Genomic DNA, 20373 nt, shown 5'->3' on the forward strand with positions numbered 1-20373 from the left:
CATAAAAAGAAAAAAGTTTTATTTTTTTCGTTCCCATAGTTTTTCGACTTTATCAGGATCCAATTCACCAGCTTTAAATTTTGCAATATGATCCTCGTATGTTTCTATCTTGTACACAAGTAATTCTCTAGTTTGTTGCATTTCCTCTAGCTTTTTATCTAATTCTACTAACTGTTCTTTTAAAATATGCTTCTGCGCATTTTCTACATTTTGTTTATCTCTAAGTTGTGCTAAAGTTGAAAATTCAATCAAAGATTCTATAGATAAGCCTGCATTACGAAGATTTTTTACTAAATAAACCCAATTTAAATCTTTAGTTTTATAGTCTCTATATCCACTACTGTTTCTTGATACAGGAGGTATTATTCCCACTCGTTCATAATATCTTAACGTATCTACTGTTAAATTAAACATTTCTGCTGCCTGTTTTATATTCATTATTGTCTTTACCTCCTTACTCTAAATGTGAAAAATCATGATTAATAATCTCTTCTAAGTAAAACTGATCATTCTCAAAACAAAATTTCATAATACTACAGTTACCAATAGGAGCTTGCGGTGTAATATCACTTAAATGCGCCCACTCTCTTATAAATTGCCTACAAGCTGCTCCATGTGAGACTACTAAAATAGTTTTACCTTGTTCTTTCTGCATAATATTTACTAAGCATTTTGTTACTCTTTTTCTAAACTCTATTTCTTCTTCACCACCATATTGTACAAAAAAATCTCTATAAGGTAATGGTGGATTTAAATATTCATGCTCCGCTTCTAATCTGCCAAAATTCCATTCTTTTAAGCCTTTATGCCTCTCATAGTTTATTTCTGTAATTAATTCTAATGTATCTGAAGCTCGTTCAAGAGTAGAAGTGTGCGCACCATCAAATACAATACCGTTTTTTTCAAAAAATTCTTTAGCTATCTTAGCTTGTTCAATTCCTTGTTTTGTTAAAGGAGAATCGCACCATCCTTGAATTTTTTTTGTTGATTGAACAATGTTTGACCATGTCTCATTAAATAAAGTGTCTTTTTCATCTATCTAACTCCCTACTATCTATTTTTCATCATTATAAACCTTGAAGTTAACTTCAAGGCAACTGATTATGTTTTAAAATATATATCTATAATTTTTCACACAATATTAGCTAAAATAGAAAGTCTATTAATAAAATTTTATTAGATATTTCCGTTGAAATTATCTATAAATTTAATTTATACTATAGATAAATTAAAAATTCTATTCGGAGAACAAAATTATGAAAAAAAATCCACAATTACCTATTTGTGATGTAGAAACAACAGTTAAACTAGTTAATAGTAAATGGAAGGTCTTGATTATCCGGGATTTAATGACTGGTTCCAAAAGAAATAGTGAGTTAAAAAGATCATTGAGTGGAATTTCACAAAAAGTTTTGACAGCTAGTTTAAAGTCAATGATTAAAGATGGCCTTGTTGAACGTATTGATTTTAAAAAAAATCCACCCCATGTCGAATATAAATTAACTAAACTAGGAAATACATTATTACCTGTAATTGAATCTATGAGAGAGTGGGGAGAATTTTACAAAACACAAGTTAACATATAGTTACATTTTTGTACCTACTTCTCATTCTAAAAAAAATAAGCTATCCTTATATTATAGAAAATTAGGGAGCGTGAAAACATGGATATAGAAATGTTTGATTTTGAGCAAGTAAATGTAAATGCCAAACTTACTACTTTAAAAAAAGATATTGTTTTAAGAGTTGTAAAATCAAATAAAATAATGGAATTTGATGAAAATACCTACGCTAAAGTAACTAATTTTTCTTTTCATAATGGTATAATTGAAGTAAAAATGTTAAGTAGGTTATTGTCGAATGCTCCAAACTTTGCTCGAGGTTTTATCGGTATTGCATTCAGGATAAATGATGATGATTCTAAATTTGAATCTTTTTATATACGCCCTACCAATGGTCATAGCGAAGATCCTATAAGAAAGAATAGAGCAGTACAATATTTTTCATACCCCAACTATACCTTTGAATATTTTAGAAATCTTAATATAGCGGATTATGAAGGTTCAGCTGATATTAAGCTTAACGAATGGATTACTTTAAAAGCCATAATTCAAGAATCTAGAGGTGAATTTTATATAAACAATAATGAAACTCCTTCTTTGGTTGTAGAGAACATGAAACTTGGGGAGGCTGCTTCTGGTAGTATAGGATTGTTCGTTGATATCGGTACAGAAGCGTTTTTTAAAGATTTAAAAATTATAAAATTCGATTAAATAATAACAATTGCATGCAATAAAAAAGTCTGAAAAGCATTAACAATAATGTTCTCAGACTTTTTTTATAAACAGTTCAAAATATTCATTACATTGATTATTAACATTTAAATTACTTTAATGTTCTTACATTTTATGCTCTCTTTCAGGATTTTTTACTAAGTTAGCTCCTAATAATCCAAATAGGGAAGTAATAATTAAGCCAACGACCATTGCAACAAATCCCCAAATAGATGCTTTAGCTGTCGTGTTTGATGCATCCTCTGCCGCTTGTCTTGCTTCATCGATTGATTCTTTCAAATCATCTTTAGCTTTATCTAAATTAGTACGTGCAGTGTCAATTTGTTTTTGCGCTTCATCACTAGCTGTTTTTAATTCATTGTAAATATTATCTGTTGCTTGTTGAGCTTCTTCTTGAGATAAGTCGCTATTTTTCGCTACAGCATTCGCAATCGCGTTTTTATCTACGGAATCGCCAATTTTTTTCGCTTGGTCTTGTAAAGAATCCGCTGTAGAATCAAAAACCTTATCTGCATTTTCAGGATTTTTTATAATTTCTTTACCAGCATCTTTGATTTTATCAGTCGCTTCACTCATTTGATCTTTTAAATAATCTGGTTGAAGTTCTGGAACATCCGTATCTTTTAAATATTTATTTACATTATTTTGTAGTTCTTGTGTATTGACCGTGCCAATTTCATCAGTTACTTTATCAAAACCTTTTGAGATCGCATCGCCAGTAGTAGAAGCAACTGCCCCAACACTATCCCCTACACCAGAAGCAACATTTCCTAAAAGGGAACCGATTGCTGAAAATGTACTAACAGCTGTATAACTCACTAAAAGCATTACTACAATCATACTTGTTGCCCATGTTAAGAAACCGTGCAATAAACCAATTCTTTTAGCCGCTACACCAGATACAAATCCTGCAGCCATCAGAGATAACACAATAGTAATAATCGACCAAATAATGAGTCCAGTCCCAACTCCATCTAAAGGGTTACTTGATGTCGGTTTTAAAGTACCGAACCCAATCGCTGATCCAATAAGTCCAAGAGTCATAAAAATAGATAGAAATGTAATTACTCCAGCAAAAACTGATCCCCAAGAAATGTTTGTCCCCGCTTCATCGTCTGTAAAATAAGTTCTGAATCTTGTATTGCTTTTTTTCATTTTATATATCCTCCTAATTTTTATTTACAATAAAATTTTATAGGATGTTATTTATTTATACAAATATTTTGATTTCCTATAATTATAAACTATTATTTAAAAACATTTATTCAATTTGTTTTATGTGATAAATAACCTGTTATAATTTAATAAACTAATTACGCAAAAAAATTATCCAGTATAATTACTAGTTAATACTAGTTTGCATAAAGTTTTTTAGATTTTAATAATTCATTAATAGTAACTATTTATCATTCATGCTTAGATCCATATAATTTGTCATATCCAATCACAATTGTTTCATTTTTTTCTTTATGACCTTTGATGCTGTCCAATTCTATAATTGCTGAATTGGTCAATAAATCTTTTATCTTACCACTTCTTATTTCTTTTCTATACATAAAAGACACATGTTGATTTTCAGAAAATTGTTTACTACTTTCAGAAGGCACACTTGGTTTCCATCCATTAAATCCCATATAATTTCCTCTTTTCTGTAATTTCAAATTCTTTCATACAATAAATATTAAAAAATAACGGATCAAAAATTGATCCGTTATTACTCGTAATTAAGCTTTTGCGATATTAGTGGCTTGTGGCCCACGCGGACCTTCTTCAGTATCAAACGTTACGGTTTGTCCTTCATCTAAAGTTTTAAATCCATCTGTTTGGATAGCTGAAAAATGGGCAAATACATCATTGCCATCTTCACCTGTAATAAATCCAAAACCTTTGTCTGCGTTAAACCATTTTACTGTACCATTGTTCATGTATATTTCCTCCTAGTGCACTAAATCATGCAAATTATTGCAAAAAATGTTGAGTGGTAAAAGGAGGAGTATAGTTTTTAGATGTATAACTCAAATTACTTATCAAAATTGATTACTTGTTCACTATAACACATTAATAAGGAATAAACAAAACTAAGTCTTCTTGAAATAATTTAGATAGTACTTAATTCGAATTTATTAAGATTCAATTACATTTAGAAATAAAAGTAACTAATATGAAAATTAATGTTAGAATTTACTTGTATCAGAAAGTAGGTGTTCATATGAATACTAATTTTTTTCCAATAAAAGTTTACTCTTTAAACTACAATCTATATTCTTCACGTTCAAAAGCTTTTTTAACAAAAAAAATAAACAATAATCAAACAGTTGATCCTTTCTATGCCGTTTTAAATTTAAGGGAGATAAAAAATATTGAATTACGTTTATCCATATTAGATATTGATATTGATAAATATAAGAGCCTTGATCACGCAATTAATCGTTGCAAGGAACTCATGTATATGTATAAGTAGTAAAAAAAATTTTATTCACTAATCGAATAGATTTTGCTCTAAAAACACTATTATTTGCCAATAGTGCTTTTATTTTAGACTTCATTTATATTAATGGAATTAACTTTATTCAAATTATAAACAACTAAAATAAAAAGAAGACCAAAAATCGTAAAAAGATTTTCAGTCTTCTTTTTTATGATTTTTAACCCTTATGTCCTAATCTCTTTTACTCACTTAGTCGTAAAGCGTCCTAAGTAATCAACGTTGAAATCAAAGTTAATTCCAGGAACAAAATCAAAAGAGCCTTGACTACTCCATTGCCAAGCAGCTGTATCTGTGTGTAGTAAGTTATTAGCACTTGGGTTCGCCGGCCATTCTGCCACCCAACTATTTTCTTTACCTAAAACGTCATATTCCATCCAATTATTATTGAACCAACTAGCGCTAGAATAATGGACAACATTTTTGAAGCCACGTTTTGCTAATTGATCTCTAAAGTAGACAGAAACTTTTGTGGCATCTGCATTAATCATTGGCGTTGTTTCTGCATCATTAACCATGACACTATTTGGGGATATCCCTAATTCTTCTGCGTAATCCGCATAGTAATCGGCTTGATCAATTGCTTCTTGTTGATTTTCAAACCAAGAAAAATGATACGTTGAAACAGTTAGACCTGCTTTTTTGGCATTGGTAATTTGACTAGGGGCTAACGAGTTTTTGTAAGTTGTTCCTTCGGTTAATTTGACAACTACGCCTTTAATTCCCATGTTTTTCATCTTTTGAAATTGTTCTACAGAAATCTCTCCATTATGAGAAGAAATATCAATAAAATCTACTCTCGGAGGTGTTTCGCTGAAGCTACGTTTACTTCTTAACAAGGATTGGTTGACAGGGTCATTTTGAGCAAAACTTCCTAATTCATAGTTACTCGCCACAATATTTTTTGCTTCTGCTGGAACACTCGTTATAAGACCTCCAAAAGTTACTCCTATTCCTAAAATAAATAACTTAGCTGAACTTTTCATTTAACCATTCCCCTCTTTTTTGTTACATGTTAAATAATTTATAACACTTATAAATTATTTTGCACTTAATAGAACTCTTTCAGAGCCTGTGTTTGTCTTAACATTGATATCATACACTAATGTTCCGTCTTTTTTTTCTAATCGCCAATCCAATACTCGTGGAGAAATCCCTCCCACCTTATTTTTAGCTTCTTCTAGAACTTTTTTTGTAGATTTAATCCCTTCAATCTCTTTTGCATTAAATGTTTCTTTATTACTCTCTCCACCGCTAGTAATGCTTTCTTTTTTTACTTTTTCATTTTGTGGATTTATATATATTTTTTCAGTCTTGTTAACAAACATATACTCATATTCTTTAGAGCTCTCACCAATGTCAAAGTTAATAGACAGAATTTCTGAATTATTCGTATTTTTTTTGTAAATATTTGCTGCGTCTTCAACAGTTACCTTATAGTTTGTGTTTGTTACCTCATCCTTACCCAATCCACAGCCAGTAAAAACAACGATCCCTCCTAACATTGCTACGACAAAAAAGATTCTTTTTAAATTCAATACAGTCAGCTCCTAACCTATATTTATCATGATATTATATCTAAAAATGGTAATTAGTTTTATTAAAGTTTGATACTTTATAATTTGTAGTAATTTCTCAAACTATAATTGTCAATCATCATTGTAACTTCTTCTTTTGTCTTAGGATTCACTTCTTTTAATTCTTTAGCTAATTCCTCGAAATTTTTTATAGTTCTATAAGACATATTAGTGAATATAAGGAATGGATCTATCTCTTGTTTTACACGATTCCGATATTTGGATGCTGTAGTAGTAGATATTCGTCCATTAGACATTTTTTCAATAGAATAAGACGAGATCATTGGATTCCTGAGTAATTCAATAATATCTTTTTTCATACACATACTTTTTTAGTCCTTTCTTTAATAATCTAATTGGAAGTTTATATAAAATAAATTTTATTTATCTATTTTAAATATTTTCCATTTACTGGTGCCTGATAGACAAGATCACATACATCCAGAAGAGAAAATAAATTTCATATTTTTATAGTCACTTATTATTTAAGTTACTAATAATCAATACTCATTTTCAAAAATAGTCATCATGATTTTCGCAATGTGCCTTAATCCCGATGAAAATAATTGCTATCATCGAAACAAATTTTAATGATAGTATGAATAACAACCTAAGTTCTCCTTTATCTATTTATCTTTCAACATGTTTTATATCAACTTTCCTTAATTTCAAAGTACTTAATCTTATTAAAATATATTCAAGGTGCACTTGTCTATTGAACAATATGACATTCTGCTAACAAAAATGAAAGATTGACTCTAAGTCCATACTAATAGTTTTGCTACAATATTTTGAAATGAACTATTCCTTGATACTATAATTTCAGTAGAAAGTGGAAATACATGAAGTACATCTTTTATTGTTTTTCTCAAAAGTATTACCAATTTAGTTTAAGAATAATAACATATAAAATTCAGGATTTAACGACTACAGACACTCACTCATAGATTTCTTTATATGGGTTAACAAATTTTAATTCTGAACTGTTCCTATTGGCGAAGTAGAAAAGAAAGAATGGCAAATAAGATAATATGTGCAGGGTAAAAATAATAGAAGAAACTTTTTAACCCCTTTCCTTTTTCTCCGTTATATAAAATAATAGGAATTGCTGAGAAGAACATCATCCATTGATAGTTACTAGAAAATAAATCTGAAAAACCGTTTGCTGCTGCTGAAATAAAAGACACAATTCCTAATGATAAAACCTGAAAGTGTTTTTTTGCATGAAATATATAGAACAATACTCCTAATATTACCATCAAAAACCCACCTTCTGTAACAAATAAAGATGGTAAAAATAAGGTGTATAGTTGTAAACTAATCATCTTTATCGTACTCATTTCACCTATTGTAAATATAAATGAAATTAATCCTATTAAGATAGGAATGATGAACCAAAAGAAACTTGCAACAAATTTTCTTTCTTTAAGATATGCAATAGATTGCATATAAACTGTTCCTAAAAATAATGTACTAAAAACATTATTTGCTATAATTTCTCCATTAACCACAAAGTATTGATTCAATACTAGATTTATTAAATTCATTATCCAAAAGCCTACGAGTAATCGCAACATATATTTTTTTCGATTACTCGTATGAACAAAACCTTCAGAACTTTCAAATAAAAAAATAGGGGCGGTAATTCTTCCAACCCAATGGAACCATAATGGAACTCCTAAAAAATTGAAAAATTCTGCTAAGTGATCAATTACCATTGTAATCAATCCGATAATCTTTAATTGAAATCCTGTTAAATATTTCTTCATATTTACAAGCCTCACTATCAGTTTCTCAAGTCTATCAAGAAGTTGAAATTCTAACTTCTTGATAGCTTCTTTACTTACATTTATTTCAAAAATATATCTTTGTTCTTGATCATATATATTATTCGTTTAAATGATCTTTGTTTCTAAACCAAGTCGCCATTAACACTTTGTCCTGGTACATCTAGTAGTGTCCAATGCAATGTTGATTCATAATTGCCTTTTTTATTTTCTGGCGGAATGGACAAAGTTATTTCTTTTGTTTCCAATTTATTTTTCCAACGACCTTTACCTTTTGTTTTTGTTCCATGCATTAAAATACTCGCTTTTCCATTTGCTTCTAATTGACAGTCATATTGAGTAGGTTCCTCTGTTTCTAAATCAGATTCTAATTTTCCCTTCGGAATATACAAGCTCACTCCTTTCAAAATACTTTTACTATTCTTTTTATCTAAAAACGGAGATAGTTCAACTTGTAATTGCCAATCTTTTCCCATGATTGAAGGGGTTTCTAAGTCAATTGTTGGATTTTCTTTCTTATTAACTACTGATTTATTTATTGATACAAGAATGTGATCTTCAAAGTCAAAGTACGGCACCTGTTTAATAGTAAATGGCTCTTCTTTTACGGTTACTGTAATTTTATTACTATTGACCCACTTGTTGTATGCATTTAGTACCGCGATTTCTACAATATGCTTTCCCGGTTTACTAGTATCTATTTCTCTGACTTTTTCTTGACCATCTATCCAGATACATTCTACTTCTTCTGGTTTAATGGGATTTTCATCTTTGTCTACTACATTTTTGAAAACACTTCCTAAGTCCCATTTCTGCCCTACATATAACTCTGTGTCTTTTAATTCTGCTTTTGTTTGGTCTTTTTTTACTGTAACTTGAGCATAAGAATACACATTTTTCAATTTACCTTTAAAAGTATATTTAATTTTGTAAATACCTGGTTTAGATGTATCGACTTCATTAGCATTTTCAACAGTAACACGTGAGTCTTCATATGGAAAAAATTTTCCCTCTTCGTCCGTTGCAGTGACAAAATTATCTTTAGGATTCCATTTTTGACCAATATATAATGTACTAGATTTTGTGCTGATACTACTCCTGTCTTTCTTAACGGTTATCTTAAAGTACTGTGAATTAACCATTTTAAATTTCCCTTTAAGAAATAACACGGCACTATAAACACCAGGTTTTTCTTTATCCTGCCCAAACGTTCTAAAAGTAATACGTGGATCATTCCAATAGATAGGATTTCCTTCTTCATCTGTTGCACTTAGAAAACTATGTTTAATAATTGAATTCGGATCTCCTTCATACATTGTAATATCTTTTGCCTTAATACTTGTCCTATCTTTTTTTACTATCACTTTAGAAGATCCCTTTACATCACCTTCTGAATATGAATATGAATATGAATAGCCAACCTCTGCAGTACTGCCTACCTTGCTTGTATCGATGGAATTATTTATCCAGTAAAACTTTACTTTTTCAAAAGGTGCACTATTTCCATTTTCATCTATTAACCCAATAAATATATCTCTAAAACTAAACTTGTCTCCTTCAATAACAAAGTAAGGGTCCTGTACCGATATTACTGGAGTCTGTTTAAATATATTATAAGTACTGTCTTCATACTTCTCTGACTGTTCTGTAGTTATAATGTTAGCTGTTTCCGCAAAAGATACTGTTCCATAAAAAAAAAATATATAAATTAATATACTATATAGAGTCTTTCTCATCTTTCTCTTCACCTCAATTCAAACAACGAATAACTACAAAGTATTGATTCAATACTAGATTTATTAAATTCATTACCCAAAAGCCTACGAGTAATCGTAACATTATTTTTCCGATTACTCGTATAGATGAAATCTTTCTGAGCTTTCCAATAAAAAATAAGGGGCTTAATTCTTCCTATTCAATGAAACCATTGTGGAATTCCTAAAAAACAAAAAAATTCTGCTAAGTAATCAGTTACCATTGTGATTAATCCGATAATCTTTAATTGAAATCCTGTTAAATATTTTTTCACATTCAAAATACTCACTATTAATTTTTTATACAATATTTCATAACCGTAAATTGTAGATTGGACTAACTTCTCTAATTTTAATATTTAGTCTTAAATAAACTAGATGCTTCTTCCGGATTCCATGAACCATCTCCATAATTGTAATGGGTCACTAAAGAAATATAAATTTTACCTTTATATGAAACAATATCACCTTTTGTATATAATTCAGGTTTAGTGAATGAACCAACTTTAAACTCTCTTAAAGTTTCAGGATTAGAATTACTTGACGATTTTGTAGATACTGTAAGTTCGTTACTCATGTCAGATTCAATTCCGTCGTTACTGATTGCTTTTACTGTATATTTATATTTTGTAGTTGCATTTAAACTTTTATCTTTATATTGAATATCAGATGTTTTACCAATTAAGTTATCATCTCTGTATACTAAGTATTCTTTAATGCCAATCGGATGTGTCGACTTATTCCACATAAGCGAAATTGTACTATCTGTTTCACCCATCGAGTGCAATCCGCTAGGTGCAATTGGTTTCTCTTGAGCGTCTTCGCTAAGGGTTTTAGCAACAATCTGATCACTTTTCTCTGATAGTTTTTCTGCTTGACCAATTGCCTGAATTTTATATTTATATTCAGTTGATGCATTTAAATTGCTATCTTCAAATAGATTTTCTTTTACTGTAGCAATTTTAACTCCGTCTCTATAGACATTATACTTTTCTGCTGTAGTTTGAGCATCCCAAGATAATGAAACAGTACTCTTAGTGACATTTGTTACTTTTACATTTGTCGGTTTGCTAGGAAACACAGGAACTTCAGAATTTTTAACATTTACATCAATCACGTTGTAAAACGCATTAGACGTATCTGCGACGTCCCAAACGGCTAATATAACGTGGTATCCCATTCTGTTTTGAGGAACATTAATTGTATGGCTTAGATTGTTTGATGCGGATGATCCATCATGCTCAATTGTTCCAATAAGTTCAAGTTCATCTCTATTCAATGGTGCATTCTGATTCCACCCAGATTTAGTCATGTAGTAATGCCACTTTGTTGTTCTGTGAGGCGCTGTGTAGTGCCAAGTAAATGTATTAACTCCAGTGTTAATATCAGTTTTCTTCCATCTGTCGCTTGATTGGTTATCTAGTACAAAGTCTCCGATTTGTCCGAAGCCGCCATTGGCAGATGCAATACGGCCATCTGATGGTCCTTCTTTGGGAAATCCTTTAGGTGCTTCTAATGATTGTGGATTAGTAATAACATTTCCATACATATTAAGTGCAGCTGTCCACCCCACAGCTTCTTTGTCTAACTGACCTTGGTAACCTCGTGCTGGAGGGGTTTCTACATATCCATGTGCTAATGCAGATTCTGAATTTAAAATTAGCCCAGCACCCAATAAAATTGATGTTGCAAATAGACTGTTTAATAATTTTCTTTTGTTCATCTTATTTCTCCTTTTGATATTTGTTATAGTTGGTTTAGTAAATTATATCCAGATGAAGTAGTTATTTTTTTATTATCCAGGTACATCCAATAGTGTCCAATGTAATGTTGATTCATAGTTACCTGTTTTATTTTCTGATGGTATAGACAAGGTTATTCCTTTTGTTTCCAATTTATTTTTCCAACGACCTTTACCTTTTGTTTTTGTTCCATGCATTAAAATACTCGCTTTTCCATTTGCTTCTAATTGACAGTCATATTGAGTAGGTTCCTCTGTTTCTAAATCAGATTCTAGTTTCCCCTTTGGAATAAATAAGCTCACTCCTTTCAAAATACTTTTACTATTCTTTTTATCTAGAAACGGAGATAGTTCAACTTGCAAATGCCAATCTTTGCCATTAATTGAAGGGGTTTCTACTTCAATTATAGGTTCTTCTTTCTTATTAACTACTGATTTATTTGTTGATACAAGAATATGATCTTCAAAGTCAAAGTATGGCACCTGTTTAATAGTAAATGGTTCTTCTTTTACTGTTACAGTAACTTCATTACTATGTGCCCATTCATAAGCATGGCCAACGTCAGCTGCATTTCGTATAGCAATTGAAACAGTATGCGTACCTGGCTTATTAGTATCTATCAATTCTTTTGTTTTATTTTCACGTAAATCAATTTGTTTTCCGTCTATATATACCCAGGGTACTTGCTCGAGTTTAATTGGATTTCCGTCTTTATCTATCGCATATTTGAAGACACTTCCTAAGCCCCATTTCTGACCTACATATAACTCTGTGTCTTTTAATTCTGCTTTTGTTTTGTCCTCTTTTACTTTTACTGTAACTTCATTACTATATACCCACTCGTCATTTGCCTTCAATATAGCAATTTTTACAGTATGCTTACCCGGTTTACTGGTATCTATTTCTCTTGTCTTATTTCCATCTATCCAAACATAGTTTACTTTTTCTGGTTTTATTGGGTTTCCATCTTTATCTACTACATTCTTAAAGACACTTCCTAAGTCCCATTTCTGGCCTACGTATAACTCTGTATCTTTTAATTCTGCTTTTGTTTGGTCTTCTTTTATTGTTACTGTAACTTTATTACTGTAGCTCCACTCATTATTTGCCTTCAATACAGCGATTTGTACAATATGCTTACCTGGCTTACTGGTATCTATTTCTCTTGTTTCTTGATCATCTATCCAAACATGTTTTATTTCTTCTGGTTTAATGGGATTCCCATCTTTGTCTACTACATTCTTAAAGACACTTCCTAAGTCCCATTTCTGGCCTACGTATAACTCTGTATCTTTTAATTCTGCTTTTGTTTGGTCTTTTATTGTTACTGTAACTTTATTACTGTAGCTCCACTCATTATTTGCCTTCAATACAGCGATTTGTACAGTATGCTTACCTGGCTTACTGGTATCTATTTCTCTTGTTTCTTGATCATCTATCCAAACACGTTCTATTTCTTCTGGTTTAATGGGATTCCCATCTTTGTCTACTACATTCTTAAAGATACTTCCTAAGTCCCATTTCTGGCCTACGTGTAACTCTGTATCTTTTAATTCTGCTTTTGTTTGGTCTTCTTTTACTGTTACTTTAAATGTAGAGGACACTTCTTTATTTTGTTCTTTATTTTGTCCTTTCAAAGTATATCTGCGATAGTAGACACCGGGTACGTTTGTATCAATGGATGCATTATTAGTCTTAATTCGATCATCATTCCAATAAACAGGATCTGAATCTTCATCATTTGCTCTCACAAAGTTAGTCACTGGATCCCATATTTCTCCTTGGTATATTGTACTATTTTGTGTTTGCAAGATTAAATCATATGCAACTTTAATAGTTGCACGATAAGTTGTAATAGGGTCCTTTTCCCAATATAATAGAGCTACTGCTGTATTACCCTTTTTGCTTGTGTCAAGGGCTTTATCCTCCCATTTATATTTAATTTCACTAAAAGGAACCTTAAAACCTTCTTCATCCGTTGCATCTAAAACAACCTTTATGTGATTAAAAACCTCTCCTTCATCGATATAATACGGATTTATTATTTGCATATCATGAAGTCCATAACGAAGTGTATTGTCATAAGATTCTATTATTTTTGCTTGAGTAGATACGGTCTCTATTTCCGAAAAAACCACCTCTTCTTGTTTAATAGAAAAAATCAGCACAAATAGAAGTAGTATAAATTTTTTTCTCATATGAGTAGTTCTACCTCACTTTCTCTTAATTATTTTTAACAGTAAATAGATAATAATCCCTACAGTTAAAATAAGCATGAGCGCTAAAACATACACTATATAATTATTTTTATTGGTTGAATCTTTTATATTGACTGCGTCTTCATTATATTTTTTTACATTATCTTTTATCTCAAGCTCTTTAGTAAACGACCACTTGTGACCTACCTTATCAACTGCGTTTAATTTCAATCTATATTTACCTGGTTGGAATGCTTGATTGTCCCATGAAATTGGAAAGTTATAGTTTGAGTTTGGAGCCATTGATTGATTTTTTTTGACCGTTTTATGAAGGACTTCTGTACCATTTTCTTTATAGACTTCAGCGGTAACAGTCATATCTGTAATCATTGTCGCAGCCGTATTTTGAAGATTCGAAAACAATGTCGTTCGATAATTATTTAAACCAGGCTCCACTGTGTTTAGTTTTAATTCTGGCGTTACTTTTTTCTCTGTTTCTGTCAGCTGTAACCCGATGACATAAGAATAGTCATTTTTGATTTGAACTTTCTGATTCGTAGAAGCTTCTTTATCTTTCTTATGAATATGGAAACCGCCTAAAAGAATTCCTTCAAATTTTTGTTCAGGCATTGTGATAGTATAGGGTACTTCTTTTTTTTCTTTACTATTCAACTTTACGGTTTGGTCACCTGTGATAAGTTCTTTTAAATCGTAAGCTAAACTACTATCTTTTCTTTCTTTTGTTCCTTTATAATCAATGACACCATTGTCATTCGTTTGTGCTGCATGATAATTCACTTCTAATTCAATTGGGTTTTCGGAATGGTTTTCAAAGGTAATGCTGATTGTTTGCTTTTGTTTAGGTTGCATGAATAAATCGAAATACGTATGTTCATCGTTTCGCTGATTTTCTGGTAAGTTTGCCTTGACGCTATATGCCATATCCGCTGCATAGGCTCCATCGACCGGTAATATTGTAATAAAACAAATGATACAGAGTGAATAGATGATTTTTCTCATAAGTTATTCCTCCTATGTTTTCTTCTCATTGATAGAATAATAGCACTTAGAAAAAATGCTAACATACCCAATATAAATAATAGTCCACTCATTTTTGAACCCGTACTAGGCAAAAGTGTTTTTGAACTTCTATCAAAAGCCATCTTCTGAGAATTTTTACTTTCCGTCTGTTCTTGCTTCTCTGAGCTTTCTACAAATGTAATTGTAACTTGACTCTCAGCATTTGATTTTTGTTGTGTATTAGAAGCGTATCCATCCTCTTTGATTAAAAATCCACTTAATATAACTAAGAGTACTACTAGCTTTTTCATATTTATTCACCTCTAACTAATCTATATGATGTATGTAATTTACTCTCTAAAGCTAATAACTAGTTATTAGCTTTAGAGAATCTATTTTATTAAGCTGGTGCATCGGTTAATTCCCAACGGATAACGCTTGAATAGTTTTGTTTAGCTTTCGCTGAACCAGCTGGTACTTTTAATTGTACATTCGCATTATCATCTTTTGTTCCAGAAAATACATCTAGCCAGGTCCCCATGCCTTGATCTGTTCCCGCTTGCATAATTACTTGCATGTCTTTGTTCAAGTTGACATCATATCCTAGAGGTTTTTCAGACACATTTCCACTTATTGATTTAATGCTACCGTTTTTTAAAGAGAGTTCTGCTCCTTTTAATATTTTTGTCTTATCTTCATTGCTAAATTCATCAATAGATGCTTTTAGTGTCCAACCAGCTCCAGTGCCTCGCCGGTCAGTTACCTGTACATAAGGATGTTCTGTCTTCGCATTATAAATAGCTTCTTTCTCTTTAATTTCCTGTTCTCCGAAATCAATGCTAGAAACATGATCAATTGTAAGAGGTCCAGTATTTCCTGTACCAGGTACTTCTGGGTCTGGATTTGGTTTTTCCGGATCAGTGGGATCTACTGGGGGTATCGGTTCAGTAGTTTCACCTGCAACTGTCTTTACTGTACTTTTTGATTCCGCATCACTTTTCATTTCCGCATGTGTAGTTTGAACGCCAACGAAAAGTGAAGTAATAAGTAAACTGGTTCCTAAAAATAGTTTTTTCATACGTATATTTCTCCTCCTGTTTTGTTTGTCTTTTAAAAGTGCTAAATGGTTTTCACTCTTTCTTTGTATGGACAAGAATTATCCTCAAAATAACTTGTCTGTCATAGCATAGTTGTTCGCTACACATAATGACTTTTTCGTGTGTAATTTATTTTATTCCTCCTTTACTTTAATAAGATAACCAAACACATATGTCAGTTTGTACTTGCTTCAAAAATAAAAATAGGGGGAATTTTCTTATACATCTACTATGGATAGAGTAATATTTTGTGCTTACACACTGGACATATATGTTTGGTATACACCTATTTATCCTTATGAGATACAGTATTTAATGATAGTAACTGCCTAAAATCATAGTGTTGACTTATTATTTACTTGGTATATGAATCTTTATCCTTTATCAAACAGTTGCCTAAATAAATAGATGATTATGTGTATACTGATACCTCACAAAAAAAATAGCATCTTTTTCCGCCAAAGTCTTATCTTGTTTTTTTTAGTTTTGTTACTTTTTGGATAAAAACCTGTCTGATAGTCTAAGTCGAAAGACTAGTCTTCTGTGATAACTAGTAAGGTGCAGCTGTATATTGATACACAAAAAAACCTCAAATTTATTAATTGAGGTTTCGCTTAAATTTATTTAGTATTTAAAATACTGTTAACATATTCAACGATGGAAGAACACCAAGTATGTGGATCTAAAGCATGACGAATTAAAAAATAAGTTTTTTCTTTAAAAGAGATCGAAGGGGTATCAGAAATAATAATATCTGCCAATTCATAACTTTCCACTATTTCTAAAATTTTTGTACTATATCTGTGTTTTAATGCATTTACAACAATCATTCTGTCTTCTGAATGATGTTGGAATTCAACGTATATTTTTAGAGGCTGTTCCACAGCTAACTTCACATAACTAGTGACTAAAGGAATTAGGCTATATTTTAATTTTGCGTATGACCTTTCATTTTGATAACCATAAAAATATTTATCAAATAATACTTCAACACGCCTATCAACAACACCTTTAAATTCTACAGTATGTCTCTCAAACATAAACTGGTGCAACCCTAAATGATGAACAACAACTAACCTTTTACATAACGTATATAGCAGTTCATAGTAACAATCTTGAGATATCGAAAAGTTTTGTTTTATATCCTCTAGAAAATACATACACGTTTGTATGATTTCATTTTTTTCAAGTGTCGTATAATTCTTTCCAACTAGAATTTTCTGATTTCTATCACGTAATTCTTGTATGAAATAATGAACCATGAATAAGAAATGAAGGTTTCGATCATCATTTAATACGTCGATAGTTTGATTTATATAAAATGGAAATTCACCATCGTTATCCATCAGTTCACCTATTTCAATAATATTTTTAGATAGGAAAAATAAGGGGTCCTTAACGTGAGAGGTTATTTTATAGATTGCTAAAAGATTCAAAATTTTATCTCTATTACAGTCGCTGAGTAACTCTAAGCTATCTAAAATTTTTGTGGGCTGGTAAGACAACACCACTTCTTTTTCACTGTCTTGAAATACCCAATCATTTTCATGGGAAACCAACATGACTAATAAATAGTGGAAAATTATTTTAGAAGATTCCCTCCCCTCAAGATAGAGATCAGATTTATTAACTTTCACTAATTTTAAATCTGTTTCTAAGTAATAGAAAAAATTTTTCAATCTTTTTATTATTTTATAAGTATAAGAATCACTATAGAACAAGTGATCAGCTAATTCTTGCAAACAAAAATAGCGTTGCTCTAATACGAATAGCAATGCTTTGTAAACACTTGAAGAAAGTAAATATTTTTTTCTTAACTGCATAAGCAACATTGTATAAGTTGCCTCATTTATTTCAGAATTAAATGAAACAAACTTATCTTTAACTACTATTATATTGTTAACCTTATCAAAGAAGTGAAGGCTTTTGACTTCTTCATCCAATACTTTTAGGACTCTCTTTAATTCATTTTTAGAAACTTGGCAGAGGTTTTCCAGCTCATTCATTTGTTTGCCTCTAGGATACAGATTATAAACTACAACCAAGCTCTTTAATTGCGTTTGGCTTAATACAAGATTTTTTAATTTATCTAGTTTCATATAAATTCTCCTTCTTATCAGCTATATTTTGAGTTGTATATACCAAAAATAAGATTCCAATAAAGATAGGATTCAAATACGAAGTACTAAATCAACAAAATTTTAGAACATCAACCACTATACTTGATGTGTAGTCCTAATACAATAGATAAAAAGATTTAAACATATATCAATTTTGTAAGTTATTTAAATGAGACCTAATATTATTCATACTAAAATACACGATTGAACAAACATTAAGAGTGTATGTTTGTTCAATCGTGTACGGATGATTTATAGTTAATCTTCTTTTGAAAAAAGGAAAATATTTACATCCAAAAATTATACATAAAAAAACATTTAAACTAAATTAGAGAAATCATGATTTATCGCTTGTAAAAATACAAAACTATTATTTTTATACCCAAACTCTAAAATACAACAATTTGAAAATTTTATCTTCGAAACTTTTTCATACGCTAGCCATTTTTGAATAAATAGATACATAGCTCCCCCATGGCTAACTGCCAAAACGTTCTGATTGTTTTCTTGTTCCATAATTTTAGTAAGTCCTTCGTTTATTCTTTCCTGCACCACTTTTGAAGACTCTCCGCCATAAGGCACAAAAGAATCACCATATGAAGTTTCCCCAATAGGTCTTTTAGGGTTTAAATATTCTCTTTCTCCTTCAAATATACCAAAATTCCATTCTTTTAGTTCCTTCATTCGCTTATATTTTTTATTTCCTATAATTATCTCTAGTGTATCTGATGCACGCTCTTGTGTAGAGGAATAATAAGCATCTAATTTAATATTACGATTTTGGAAGTACTCTTTTGCAATTCTTGCTTGTTTTATTCCTACTTCAGTCAAAGGTGAGTCACTTGCTCCTTGAATTTTCCCTAATTTATTAAATAGCGTTTCACCATGTCGCATAAGATAAAGTTTCTTCATATTATCAGTCTCATCTGCTTTTGACTTTGTTGTTTTATCAATCATTACCATCCTCTTCCTTATCTATTAATTTTAGCATACGAGCGGGAACGCCACCTACTACAGTGTAGGGTGGAACATCTTTTGTGACGACCGCACCTGCTGCAACTACTGACCACTCACCAATCGTTACACCTGAAGTAATCGTAGCATTTGAACCAATCCATACGTTATTTTTTAACACAATTGGCGCATAATGATTTTTACGTTTATTCTTTGGAAATAGGTCGTGATTAATTGTAGCAAGTACTACATTATGTCCTATAAATACACCATCACCAATCACAATCCCACCTTGGTCTTGGAAATGCGTCCCTGAGTTTATAAAGACATTTTTGCCAAGTGTAATGTTTTTACCAAAGTCCGTATAAAAAGGTGGAAATATACGAAAAGTTTCATCTACTTTTTTTCCAATCAAGTAACTCATAATTTCTCGTAATTCCTCTTCTGAATGATACTTGGTATTCATTTCTATTCCAATTTTTATCGCTTCTTGATAAAGCTCCTCAGCATACGCATCTCGCTCTAAATCAACAGGAGCATCACTTCTGTACCCATTAATAACATCTTCAATACTTACTTTCATTATTAACACTCCTTTAGACTATCATAAAATTCATTTTTAACAGGCTCTAGCCATTCGTTTGATGTTTCTACCCCAGGCACTTCAATCGCTAAGTGGCTAAACCACTGATCTTTCTTTGCACCGTGCCAATGCTTTACATTGGCAGGTATTGTAATGGTATCCCCTGGCTTCAAGCTTTGTGCTTCTTTTCCTTCTTCTTGATACCAACCTTCACCATCTACGCATATCAAGATTTGGCCTCCTCCTGATTTCGCATGATGAATATGCCAATTATTACGGCAAGCTGGTTCAAACGTGACATTGGCAATAAACACTGTTTCTTTTGGATCAGTCAATGGTTTCAAATAACTTTGACCAATAAAGTATTCTGAATAAGCTGTGTTTAATTCCCCTTGACCAAACAATCCCCCATGTTCTTCTTTGTTATGGTCCTTCACATACACTTCTTTCGCCAATCGAAACGCTGCCCAAGCATTCGGCCATCCTGCATAAAATGAAAGATGTGTTAATAATTCAGCCATTTCTGTCTTAGTTACACCATTTTTCCGAGCAGTTTCCAGATGATAGTTCAAAGATGAATCGATAACTCCCTTTGAAATGAGCGCCGTTATTGTCACAATAGAACGCATTTTCAAAGAAAGTTTATCTTCTCTTGCCCATACTTGACCAAACAACACATCATCATTCAGCTCAGCAAATTTGGGTGCAAATTCACCTAAAACATCTCTTCCAGCAGTTTGTTTCTCAATCATTTACAAATTC

19 protein-coding genes and 1 pseudogene are annotated in these 20373 nt (G+C 31.2%); 2 read left to right on the top strand and 18 right to left on the bottom strand.

The features are described 5' to 3' along the window. Positions 1-18: 18 nt before the first annotated feature. On the bottom strand, positions 19-438 hold the full coding sequence (locus IGL32_RS11355; protein WP_002371441.1) for a MerR family transcriptional regulator: 420 nt from the start codon (positions 436-438) through the stop codon (positions 19-21). Between the two features lie 16 nt (positions 439-454). Next, a pseudogene (locus tag IGL32_RS11360) lies at positions 455-1035 on the bottom strand (histidine phosphatase family protein). A 221-nt stretch (positions 1036-1256) separates the two neighbouring features. Here IGL32_RS11360 and IGL32_RS11365 point away from each other — a divergent pair. Then, positions 1257-1586: a winged helix-turn-helix transcriptional regulator gene (locus IGL32_RS11365; RefSeq protein WP_002365236.1), complete on the top strand. Its 330-nt coding sequence runs from the start codon at positions 1257-1259 to the stop codon at positions 1584-1586. Positions 1587-1664: 78 nt separating this feature from the next. Next, entirely contained in the window at positions 1665-2273 is a 609-nt protein-coding gene (locus tag IGL32_RS11370; RefSeq protein ID WP_002371732.1) for a hypothetical protein, read from the top strand. Positions 2274-2399: 126 nt separating this feature from the next. Here the strand turns inward: IGL32_RS11370 and IGL32_RS11375 are convergent, their stop codons facing one another. From IGL32_RS11375 to IGL32_RS11450, 16 genes are all read right to left on the bottom strand, one after another. After that, the gene (locus tag IGL32_RS11375) at positions 2400-3449 is read right to left on the bottom strand and encodes a hypothetical protein (RefSeq protein WP_002394282.1); all 1050 of its coding nucleotides are present in this window, start codon (positions 3447-3449) and stop codon (positions 2400-2402) included. A 251-nt stretch (positions 3450-3700) separates the two neighbouring features. Beyond that, a complete protein-coding gene (locus IGL32_RS11380; RefSeq protein WP_002380886.1) occupies positions 3701-3928 on the bottom strand; it encodes a hypothetical protein in 228 nt (75 codons plus the stop codon). 90 nt (positions 3929-4018) lie between these two features. Further along, positions 4019-4219, bottom strand: a complete 201-nt coding sequence (locus tag IGL32_RS11385; RefSeq protein ID WP_002371724.1) for a cold-shock protein — start codon at positions 4217-4219, stop codon at positions 4019-4021. A gap of 748 nt (positions 4220-4967) precedes the next feature. Further along, a complete protein-coding gene (locus tag IGL32_RS11390) occupies positions 4968-5765 on the bottom strand; it encodes a GH25 family lysozyme (RefSeq protein WP_172760964.1) in 798 nt (265 codons plus the stop codon). A gap of 54 nt (positions 5766-5819) precedes the next feature. Next, entirely contained in the window at positions 5820-6317 is a 498-nt protein-coding gene (locus IGL32_RS11395) for a PepSY domain-containing protein (protein ID WP_002380888.1), read from the bottom strand. A 1028-nt stretch (positions 6318-7345) separates the two neighbouring features. Further along, positions 7346-8125, bottom strand: a complete 780-nt coding sequence (locus IGL32_RS11400; protein WP_010777939.1) for a TraX family protein — start codon at positions 8123-8125, stop codon at positions 7346-7348. 143 nt (positions 8126-8268) lie between these two features. Beyond that, a complete protein-coding gene (locus tag IGL32_RS11405; protein WP_430600042.1) occupies positions 8269-9879 on the bottom strand; it encodes a bacterial Ig-like domain-containing protein in 1611 nt (536 codons plus the stop codon). 370 nt (positions 9880-10249) lie between these two features. Continuing rightward, on the bottom strand, positions 10250-11620 hold the full coding sequence (locus tag IGL32_RS11410) for a lytic polysaccharide monooxygenase (RefSeq protein WP_202255093.1): 1371 nt from the start codon (positions 11618-11620) through the stop codon (positions 10250-10252). Positions 11621-11692: 72 nt separating this feature from the next. Continuing rightward, positions 11693-13837, bottom strand: coding sequence for a bacterial Ig-like domain-containing protein (locus IGL32_RS11415; protein ID WP_202255094.1), 2145 nt, complete (start codon positions 13835-13837; stop codon positions 11693-11695). Between the two features lie 15 nt (positions 13838-13852). Further along, a complete protein-coding gene (locus IGL32_RS11420; protein ID WP_202255095.1) occupies positions 13853-14857 on the bottom strand; it encodes a DUF916 and DUF3324 domain-containing protein in 1005 nt (334 codons plus the stop codon). Beyond that, positions 14854-15168 carry an LPXTG cell wall anchor domain-containing protein gene (locus IGL32_RS11425; RefSeq protein ID WP_202255096.1) on the bottom strand — a complete coding sequence of 105 codons (315 nt, stop codon included), beginning with the start codon at positions 15166-15168 and terminating at the stop codon, positions 14854-14856. The genes IGL32_RS11420 and IGL32_RS11425 overlap by 4 nt, the downstream gene beginning before the upstream one ends. 89 nt (positions 15169-15257) lie before the next feature. Continuing rightward, positions 15258-15935, bottom strand: coding sequence for a WxL domain-containing protein (locus IGL32_RS11430; RefSeq protein ID WP_010815605.1), 678 nt, complete (start codon positions 15933-15935; stop codon positions 15258-15260). A 639-nt stretch (positions 15936-16574) separates the two neighbouring features. Then, the gene (locus tag IGL32_RS11435; protein ID WP_202255097.1) at positions 16575-18053 is read right to left on the bottom strand and encodes a helix-turn-helix domain-containing protein; all 1479 of its coding nucleotides are present in this window, start codon (positions 18051-18053) and stop codon (positions 16575-16577) included. Between the two features lie 339 nt (positions 18054-18392). Next, positions 18393-19031, bottom strand: a complete 639-nt coding sequence (locus IGL32_RS11440; RefSeq protein ID WP_010712825.1) for a histidine phosphatase family protein — start codon at positions 19029-19031, stop codon at positions 18393-18395. Beyond that, positions 19024-19611 (bottom strand): acyltransferase, encoded by a 588-nt coding sequence (locus IGL32_RS11445; RefSeq protein ID WP_202255098.1) that lies wholly within the window; start codon positions 19609-19611, stop codon positions 19024-19026. The genes IGL32_RS11440 and IGL32_RS11445 overlap by 8 nt, the downstream gene beginning before the upstream one ends. 2 nt (positions 19612-19613) lie before the next feature. Then, positions 19614-20363, bottom strand: a complete 750-nt coding sequence (locus IGL32_RS11450) for a carboxymuconolactone decarboxylase family protein (RefSeq protein ID WP_202255099.1) — start codon at positions 20361-20363, stop codon at positions 19614-19616. Between the last annotated feature and the right edge of the window lie 10 nt (positions 20364-20373).

The organism is Enterococcus sp. AZ035 (assembly GCF_050548325.1).
Lineage (GTDB): Bacteria > Bacillota > Bacilli > Lactobacillales > Enterococcaceae > Enterococcus > Enterococcus faecalis.